This is a genomic window from Mycobacterium sp., from assembly GCF_036273375.1.
GTDB lineage: Bacteria > Actinomycetota > Actinomycetes > Mycobacteriales > Mycobacteriaceae > Mycobacterium.
This window is the reverse complement of the sequence record NZ_DASUHS010000194.1, coordinates 51,494-60,587: the sequence shown is the minus strand read 5'-3', so window position 1 is coordinate 60,587 and position 9,094 is coordinate 51,494. Positions and strand designations below refer to the sequence as shown.

Genomic DNA, 9,094 nt, shown 5'->3' with positions numbered 1-9,094 from the left:
TGGTCGCGACAACGTTCCCCAAGGGCCGTTTACGCAATGGCGCGATGGCGATGTTCACCGCGATGGGAAGCGTCGGCTCAGTGTTGGGTCTGGTGGTGGGCGGGATAATCACCGAAGTGTCGTGGCGGCTGGCGGTTTTCGTGACCGCACCGATCGGGCTGCTTGCACTCTACCTGGCCCGCATCGCGCTTCGGGAAACCCAGAAGGAGCGGATGAAGCTCGATGCCGCCGGGGCCGTGCTGGCCACAGTGGGCGTCACCGCGGTGGTCCTCGGCTTCTCGACGCAATCGGGGAAGGGAGTACTGTCGGCTGCCACCATCGGGGCGGGTGCGGTGGCTCTGGCGGCTTTCACCGCTTTCGCCGTGGTCGAGCGCAGGGCGGAGAACCCGGTCCTGCCATTCAGCTTGTTCGCCGACCGCAATCGGCTCGCCACGTTCGCGGCCTTGTTTCTCACCGGTGGGGTGATCATGACGCTGATGCTCGTGGTCACCGTGTACGTGCAGGACATCATGGGCTACAACACGCTCCAATCCGGTCTCGCCTTCATCCCGTTCTTCGCAGCGGCGGCCGTCGGGCTCGGCGCGGCCTCGAGGCTGGTGGTGTCGTTCCCGCCGCGGGTGGTGGTGATCGGCGGCAGCATCCTGATGTTCGGCGGCGCGCTGTACGCCTCGCATCTGCACCGCGGTGTCCCATACTTTCCTGACCTTGCGCTACCGATCGTCGTCGCCGCTGTCGGTGTCGCATTGACCGTAGTGCCGCTTTCGCTGGCGGTGATTGCCAGCGTCGGTCCCGACCGCATCGGGCCCACCTCGGCCCTCGCGGTAATGCTGCAGGGTCTGGGCGGGCCGGTGGTGCTGTCCGTCATCCAGGCCGCCATCACCTCGCACACGCTGTCCCTGGGCGGCATCAGCGGCCCGGCGAAGTCCATGAATGCCGCCCAGCTGGATGCGCTCGACCGTGGCTATACCTATGGTTTGCTGTGGCTCGCCGGGGCGGTCGTCCTGCTGGGTGCGGTGGCGCTGTTCATCGGCTACAGCGCGCAGGACGTGGCGCGGGCGCAGGAAGCCAAAATGGCCGCTGACCTGTAGCTGCCTCTGCGCCGCACCTAGCCCGTCCAACGCGGGCGGTCGGCGGCGCAACCACAGTTAGCCCAATTTGCCCTTTTCGAACATCCAGCAGCGAGGGCCCCGGTAATCTCAGGCAGGTGTTTGAGACGTCCATTCCGGATGTGCTGCGTGAGCGTGCAAGTTTGCAGCCCAACGATCCAGCGTTCACGTTCATGGATTACGAGCAGGATTGGGCCGGAATCCCCGAAACGCTGACCTGGTCTCAGCTGTATCGCAGAACTTCGAACGTTGCACACGAGCTCAGCCGCAGCGCATCCAGCGGTGACCGGGCGGTGATATTGGCACCACAGGGGCTCGAGTACATCGCCGCATTTCTCGGCGCATTGCAGGCCGGGCTCATCGCGGTGCCGCTTTCGGCCCCCACTGGCGGGGTCCATGACGAACGGGTTGACTCGGTCCTGCAGGACACGTCGCCGTCGGTCATCCTCACAACGTCCTCAGTCGTCGGCAATGTCGCCGAGTATGTCCAGTCGCGCGACGGTGGTTCCAGTCCGTCGGTCATCGAGATCGACTCCCTGGACCTGGACGCCAGAGCAGCGTCCGACGGCGGCAGCAGCCGGTCCGATACCGCCTACCTGCAATACACGTCCGGATCGACGCGCCGGCCCGCCGGCGTCATGATCTCGTATGAAAACGTGCTGGCCAATTTCCAACAGTGGGTGAAGGCCTACTTCGCGGATTCCGGCATGGACATGACCGTCGTGTCGTGGCTGCCGTTCTACCACGACATGGGCCTGATGGCGGGAATCTGTAAACCGGTCCTCGGCGGAGTTCACGCCGTTCTCATGAGCCCGGTGGCTTTCCTGGAGCGCCCCGCCCGTTGGATGCAGCTGATGGCGACTCATAGGCGTGCCGTTACGGCGGGACCGAACTTTGCTTACGAACTGGCGGTGCGAAAAACCACGGACGAGGACATGGCCGGGCTTGACCTCGGTGACGTGGTGGCGTTCATCAGTGGTAGCGAGCGTATACATGCGGCGACGCTGCGGCGCTTCTCCGAGCGGTTCGCCAAGTTCAATCTGGACCACACGGTGCTTCGCCCCTCGTATGGACTGGCCGAGGCAGTCTTGTATGTGGCGACCAGCGCGTCCGGTCACCCCCCGCGGATCGTCCGCTTCGATTCCGATGCGTTGTCCGCCGGCCGTGCGGAGCCCTGTGTAAGCAGCGGGACCCCGCTGGTCGGTTATGAGCTGCCGCCCTCGCCGATGGTGCGGATCGTCGATCCCGAGACCGGCACCGAGTGTCCGGACGGAACGACCGGTGAGATCTGGGTGCACGGCGACAACGTGGCGACGGGGTATTGGGGCAAACGCGACGAGACGAACCAGACGTTCCGCGCGAAACTCGTCAATCCGTCGACGGGTACACCCGAGGAGCCGTGGCTGCGGACCGGCGATTTGGGTTTCGTCTCGGATGGCGAGTTGTTCGTGATGGGGCGCATCAAGGATCTTTTGATCGTCTACGGGCGCAACCACTCTCCCGACGACATCGAGGCGACGATCCAGGAGATCACGCGGGGCCGCTGTGTGGCGATCGCGGTTGCCGACAACGAGACCGAAAAGCTGGTCGCGATAATCGAATTCAAGAAGAACGGCGACTCCGCGGAGGTCGCGTCAGAAAAGCTTCTGGCCGTCAAACGTAAAGTCGCCTCGGCGATATCCAATTCACATGGGTTGGGTGTGGCGGACCTCGTTGTGGTAGCTCCCGGTTCGATCCCCATCACCACCAGCGGCAAGGTCAGGCGAGCGGCCTGTGTTGAGCAGTACCGGCAGAATCAGTTCGCGCGCTTGGACGCTTAGGCGTTAGCCCAACCCCCAGAGCGTCGGCGGCATTTGCGCCAAGCGCGTGGGATGCTCAGACCATGACAACAGCCCGTGTCCCGGGACTGCCGCCCCGTGAGGCCAAAGCCGCCGCGGACGAAGCTGCCGTGCCCAACTACATGGCCGAACTCAGCATCTTCCAGGTGCTTCTCAACCATCCGCCGCTGGCGCGCGCAATCAACGATCTGCTCGCCACCATGCTGTGGCACGGTGCGCTCGACCCGCGGTTGCGCGAGTTGGTGATCATGCGAATCGGCTGGCTCACCGCGTGCGACTACGAATGGACACAGCATTGGCGGGTCGCGTCGAGGCTGGGCGTGGCCCCCGACGACCTGCTCGGGGTGCGCGACTGGCAAACGCACGCGGGGTTCGGCCCCACCGAGCGCGCTGTGCTGGCCGCGACCGACGACGTGGTGCGTGGCGGTGCGGTGAGCGCCGAGAGCTGGGCGGCGTGTGAGCGTGAATTGAAGGGCGACACAACGGTTCTCGTCGAGCTCGTCACCGCCATCGGCGCGTGGCGGATGGTCGCGTCGATCCTGCACAGCCTTCAGGTCCCGCTCGAAGAGGGCGTGTCCAGCTGGCCGCCGGACGGCCGACCGCCTGCGGACGGCGTAATCGATTGACATATCAATCCGTAGCTCTTTAGCGTCGGGCAATGAGAACCAGGGTCGCCGAGATGCTCGGAGTCGAATTCCCGATCTGCGCCTTCAGTCACTGCCGCGACGTGGTGGCGGCGGTGACCAATGCCGGCGGCTTCGGCGTCCTGGGCGCCACCGCCCACAGTCCCCGACGCCTGCAGAGCGAGCTGACCTGGATCGAGGAGCAGACGGGGGGCAAGCCGTACGGAGTCGACTTGCTGGTGCCGCCCAAATACGTCGGCGCCGAGCAAGGCGGCATTGACACCACACAGGCCCGCACCCTGCTGCCCGACGAGCATCGCGCGTTCGTCGAGGAGCTCCTGGGCCGCTACGGCGTCACGGCGACCGCCGAGGAGCCGCGCGGCTCCGGGGGCGGCCTGAGCGTCTCGCCCAAGATGTACGAGCCACTGCTCGACGTGGCCTTCTCCCATGACATCCGGCTGGTCGCCAGCGCGCTCGGGCCGCCCCCGGCGGACCTCGTCCACCGCGCGCACGACCAGGACGTACTGGTGGCCGCGCTGGCCGGCACCACCCGCCACGCGCAACGGCACGCCGCCGCGGGCGTCGACCTGATCGTCGCGCAAGGCACCGAGGCGGGCGGTCATACCGGCGAGGTGGCAACCATGGTCTTGGTGCCCGAGGTCGTCGATGCCGTAGCGCCGGTGCCCGTCCTCGCCGCCGGCGGAATCGCCCGTGGTCGCCAGATCGCCGCGGCGCTGGCCCTGGGCGCCGAGGGCGTGTGGTGCGGCTCGGTGTGGCTGACCACCGTAGAAGCCGAGACGGTGCCCGTGGTCAAGGAGAAGTTCCTGGCCGCCAGCTCCTCGGACACGGTGCGGTCGCGCTCGATGACGGGCAAGCCGGCACGGATGCTGCGGACGGCCTGGACCGACGAGTGGGAGCGGCCGGAAAACCCGGATCCGCTGGGCATGCCGTTGCAGACCGCGCTGATCACCGAGCCGCAGGTGCGCATCAACCAGGCCGCCGCCCACCAGGGCGCCAAGGCGCGTGAGCTGGCCACCTACTTCGTCGGGCAGGTGGTGGGCTCGCTCGACCGGGTCCGCCCGACGCGCTCTGTGGTGCTCGACATGGTCGACGAGTTCATCGACACCATCGGCCGGCTCGACGGCCTGGTCGAGAAGTGATGCCGGGCGGATCGACAACGACGCCGCGTTGACGTTCTCCTGACCGCTATAGCGGCAAATGCCCAGGACAACACCGTGAACCTGGCGGGATGCTGTGTGCACCCCTCATGAATCCGTACAGAATCTCCGACACGCTATCCAGGGATTTGACCGCGTCATACCCGTCGTGCATGATCGGTCCGGTAAGCACCTCGCTAGGTGAGGCGTCTACACGAATACAGGCCACTGACCCCGAACGTCGAGAGACGCCCCGGGTCAGGACAGCTCCTCCCGGCTTAAGGGTTGAGCCCAGGTGGCTTCCGGCTCGGATTGGTTTTCCAGGCCAGGACACGTCGTGTGGTGCCGAAGCTCTGACGAGAGGGGTGCGGATCTCCGACGGTCGTCGGGTTCTGCTCTCCTGCTGCGCATAGATTGCATGCGACCCGCGCATGCGTCGTGACCGCGAGGAGGTGAGGGACACATGATTTCTAGCGATAGTCCGGACCGAAGTCCGAACTGTGTTTCGTCCCGATCCGGTCTCCGGCGCGACCTTCTCGGCTGAGTCGTCGCAACGCTAAGTGGTTATCGCCCAAGCGTTCTTCAGATCGGAATCGACACGGGACGGGACACGTCAGTCCAATCAGTCCCCGTTGGATCTCCCCTCATAGGAGGCGAAAATGACCGCAGCTTTCTACGACGAAGTAATGACCGTAGCGCCCGCCCGCACGCTGACCGTGGTCCGCGACACCGACCCGTTTCCGGTGCCCGCTCCGGCTCCGGAGGCCAAGGCCCGCCGCCGCGAAGACCACCCGCCGTTCGGCGCCGGTGGTGACCCGCTGGTGGACGGCGCCGCTCGCCTGCTAAGCGTCCCGCTGCGTCACGTGTACGCGGCGCTGTGGCGGGTTGGCGTCCTCGAAGTGCGGGCCTGAAAGCCGAACTTCGATGGACGTCGAGACCCCTTGGAGTGCGCCCGAATTTGCGGGTCTTCGTACAATCGTTCTACTGGCGTCGATCCGGCCATCACCGGGGAGCCTTCGGAAGAACAGCCGTCCTGGCTCAGTAGAACCGAACGGGTAGGCCCGTCACAGCCCTGATCGAGTGGCCACGCGAAAGCGCGGCAAGCGGGGTGGTACCGCGGCGCTCGCGCAGCCGGCGCGTCGTCGTCCCCGGTTTGCACCGTGGCACAGGAGACAACGCGCATCGTGACCGATACATCCGGCCCCGAAGCTGACCTCGATGCTCAGCTCGTGGACTCCGTCCAGGCCTACCCGAAGCCAGGGGCGCCCGACTTCCCCGCGCTCGAGCTCGAGGTGCTGGACTACTGGGCCCGCGACGACACCTTCCGGGCCAGCATCGCGCGTCGTGACGGCGCACCGGAATACGTGTTCTACGACGGGCCGCCGTTCGCCAACGGGCTGCCCCACTACGGGCACCTGCTCACCGGCTACGTCAAAGACATCGTCCCGCGCTACCGCACGATGCGCGGCTACAAGGTGGAGCGCCGCTTCGGCTGGGACACCCACGGCCTGCCGGCCGAACTCGAAGTCGAGCGCCAGCTGGGCATCACCGACAAATCGCAGATCGACGACATGGGCATCGCCGCGTTCAACGACGCCTGCCGCGCCTCGGTGCTGCGCTACACCGACGAGTGGCGGGCCTACGTCACCCGCCAGGCGCGCTGGGTCGACTTCGACAACGACTACAAGACGCTGGACCTGCCCTACATGGAATCGGTGATCTGGGCGTTCAAACAGCTCTGGGACAAGGGCCTGGCCTACGAGGGCTACCGGGTGTTGCCCTACTGCTGGCGCGACGAAACCCCGCTGTCCAACCACGAACTGCGGATGGACGACGACGTGTACCAGAGCCGCCAGGATCCCGCCCTCACGGTGGGGTTCAAGGTGGTCGGCGGACCGTTGGACGGGGCCCACCTGCTGGTGTGGACGACGACGCCGTGGACCCTGCCGTCCAACCTGGCCGTCGCCGTCAACCCCGACGTGACCTACGTCGAGGTCAGGGCCGACGGCAGGCGTTTCGTCCTCGCGCAACCGAGGCTCGCCGCCTACGCCCGCGAGTTGGGCGAAGAACCCGAGATCCTGGCCACCCATCTCGGCGCCGACCTGCTCGGCACCCGATACCTGCCCCCGTTTCCGTATTTCATGGATACGGACAACGCATTTCAGGTCCTGCCCGGCGAGTTCGTCACCACCGAGGACGGCACCGGCATCGTGCACTTGGCGCCGGCCTACGGCGAGGACGACATGGCGACCACCGACAAGGCCGGCATCTCCCCGGTCACGCCGGTCGATTCCAAGGGGCGGTTCGACGCGGGAGTTCCGGATTACCAGGGGCAGCACGTCTTTGACGCCAACCCGCACATCATCCGCGACCTGAAGAACGGTAGCGGTCCCGCCGGCGCCAACGGCGCGGTGCTACTTCGCCACGAAACCTACGAGCACCCCTATCCCCATTGCTGGCGCTGCCGCAATCCGCTGATCTATCGGGCGGTGTCGTCGTGGTTCGTCGCGGTCACCGAAATCCGGGACCGGATGGTCGAACTCAACCAGCAGATCACCTGGTACCCCGAGCATGTCAAGGACGGCCAGTTCGGCAAGTGGCTGCAGGGCGCTCGCGACTGGTCGATCTCGCGGAACCGCTACTGGGGCAGCCCGATTCCGGTGTGGAAGTCCGACGACCCCGCGTACCCGCGGATCGACGTCTACGGCAGCCTCGACGAACTCGAACGCGACTTCGGGGTGCGGCCCACCAACCTGCACCGGCCCTTCATCGACGAGCTGACCCGGCCCAACCCCGACGATCCGACCGGTGTCAGCACGATGCGGCGGATACCCGACGTGCTCGACGTGTGGTTCGACTCGGGGTCAATGCCGTACGCCCAGGTGCACTTCCCGTTCGAGAACCAGGAGTGGTTTCTGGGCGGGGCGGCGGGAGATGCCGAAGCACATTACCCCGGCGACTTCATCGTCGAGTACATCGGGCAGACCCGCGGCTGGTTCTACACGCTGCACGTGCTGGCCACCGGGCTGTTCGACAGTCCCGCCTTCAAAACCTGTGTGGCACATGGCATCGTGCTGGGCTCCGATGGCCAGAAGATGAGCAAGTCGCTGCGCAACTATCCCGATGTCAGCGAGGTGTTCGAGCGCGACGGCTCCGACGCCATGCGCTGGTTCCTGATGGCCTCGCCGATTTTGCGCGGGGGCAATCTCATCGTCACCGAGCAGGGCATCCGCGAGGGCGTGCGCCAGGTGCTGTTGCCGTTCTGGAACGCCTACAGTTTCCTGGCCCTCTACGCGCCCAAAGTCGGTACCTGGCGCACCGATTCGACGCAGGTGCTGGACCGCTACATCCTGGCCAAGCTCGCCGAGCTGCGCGACGACCTGACCCAGGAGATGGACACCTGCGATATCTCGCGGGCCTGCGAACAGCTGCGCCAGTTCACCGAGGCGCTGACGAACTGGTATGTGCGACGGTCGCGTTCGCGGTTCTGGGAGGAGGATGTCGATGCCATCGACACCTTGCACACCGTGCTGGAGGTAACCGCGCGGCTGGCCGCGCCGCTGCTTCCCTCGGTGACAGAGATCGTCTGGCGCGGCCTGACTTCTGCGCGGTCGGTGCACCTGACCGATTGGCCGCAAGCCGGCGACGTGCCCGTCGACCCCGACCTGGTCGCCGCGATGGATCAGGTCCGCGAGGTCTGCTCGGCCGCATCGTCGTTGCGCAAGGCCAAGAAGCTGCGGGTGCGGCTGCCGCTGCCGAAACTGACGGTGGCGGTGGATAATCCACAGCGACTGGAGCCGTTCGTCGACCTCATCGCCGACGAACTCAATGTCAAGAGCGTCGAGCTGACCCACGCGATCGACGCCTACGGGCGCTTCGAGCTCACCGTCAACGCGCGGGTAGCCGGGCCGCGGCTGGGCAAGGATGTGCAGGCGGCCATCAAGGCGGTCAAGGCGGGGGAGGGCGTCGTCAATTCGGACGGCACGCTGACCGCCGGACCCGCGGTGCTGCAACCCGAGGAATACAGCTCGCGTTTGGTCGCGGCCGACCCGGAATTCACCGCGGCATTGCCCGACGGGGCGGGGCTGGTGGTGCTGGACGGCACGGTGACCCCGGAGCTCGAGGCCGAAGGCTGGGCCAAGGACCGGATCCGCGAGCTGCAGGAGCTGCGCAAATCGACGGGTTTGGATGTGTCCGACCGGATTTCGGTGGTGATGGCGGTGCCCGATGAGCGCGTCGACTGGGCGCGCACCCACCGCGACCTCATCGCGGGTGAAATTCTGGCCACGAGTTTCGAATTCGGCGATCCGGCCGACGGTGCCGAAATCGGTGACGGCGTGCGGGTGAGCATCGCCAGGGCATAGCCATCC

The 9,094-nt window shown here is 66.2% G+C and carries 6 protein-coding genes and 1 riboswitch; all 6 genes read left to right on the top strand.

Features of this window, described 5'->3' with window-relative positions; genetic code table 11:
• A partial coding sequence (locus VFW69_RS18105; protein WP_526503101.1) for an MFS transporter occupies positions 1–1,088 on the top strand: 1,088 nt, incomplete at its 5' end.
• A gap of 116 nt (positions 1,089–1,204) precedes the next feature.
• On the top strand, positions 1,205–2,926 hold the full coding sequence (locus VFW69_RS18100; RefSeq protein ID WP_526503099.1) for a fatty-acid--AMP ligase: 1,722 nt from the start codon (positions 1,205–1,207) through the stop codon (positions 2,924–2,926).
• Positions 2,927–2,988: 62 nt separating this feature from the next.
• Complete coding sequence (locus VFW69_RS18095) at positions 2,989–3,570, top strand: carboxymuconolactone decarboxylase family protein (RefSeq protein WP_526503097.1); 582 nt, start codon at positions 2,989–2,991, stop codon at positions 3,568–3,570.
• A gap of 32 nt (positions 3,571–3,602) precedes the next feature.
• A complete protein-coding gene (locus VFW69_RS18090) occupies positions 3,603–4,727 on the top strand; it encodes an NAD(P)H-dependent flavin oxidoreductase (protein WP_526503095.1) in 1,125 nt (374 codons plus the stop codon).
• 183 nt (positions 4,728–4,910) lie between these two features.
• Positions 4,911–5,096: riboswitch (M-box (ykoK) riboswitch) on the top strand.
• 287 nt (positions 5,097–5,383) lie between these two features.
• Positions 5,384–5,635, top strand: coding sequence for an Rv1535 family protein (locus VFW69_RS18085; RefSeq protein ID WP_526503093.1), 252 nt, complete (start codon positions 5,384–5,386; stop codon positions 5,633–5,635).
• Between the two features lie 273 nt (positions 5,636–5,908).
• Positions 5,909–9,088 carry an isoleucine--tRNA ligase gene (gene ileS, locus VFW69_RS18080; RefSeq protein WP_526503091.1) on the top strand — a complete coding sequence of 1,060 codons (3,180 nt, stop codon included), beginning with the start codon at positions 5,909–5,911 and terminating at the stop codon, positions 9,086–9,088.
• Positions 9,089–9,094: the final 6 nt, after the last annotated feature.